Annotated in this window: 1 pseudogene; it reads right to left on the bottom strand. The window is 53.5% G+C overall.

Annotated features, from left to right (window positions below):
• Window positions 1–41: 41 nt before the first annotated feature.
• Window positions 42–230 (bottom strand): annotated as a pseudogene (locus HMPREF2734_RS11505) (IS256 family transposase); the annotation flags it as partial.

The following is a 230-nucleotide window of genomic DNA, read 5'->3' as shown; positions in this document are numbered from 1 at the left end:
GTGTGTCCGGTCGGCGTGTCGTCGGTCGGACACTTTTTGTGCTATTCCATGGGGCCTTTTCTGATTCGTATCGAGTGGTTGTATTCGGTTGGGATAGCGTTGTCGTAGAAGGCTGGTCGTCCTGTTTCTTGGTCGGCTTTGTTGTGGTCTTCTTCGGCAAGATCGTTGACTTTGGCGAGTTGGTCTTGTCCGAAATTGCACCGCCTGGCGATCGTGAGTGGATCGTCAGG

Origin of the sequence: Corynebacterium sp. HMSC055D05 (assembly GCF_001810365.1) — a bacterium.
GTDB classification, from domain to species: Bacteria; Actinomycetota; Actinomycetes; order Mycobacteriales; family Mycobacteriaceae; genus Corynebacterium; species Corynebacterium coyleae.
The sequence above is the reverse complement of the archived record's forward strand: the minus strand, read 5'-3'. Positions and strand labels throughout refer to the sequence as shown.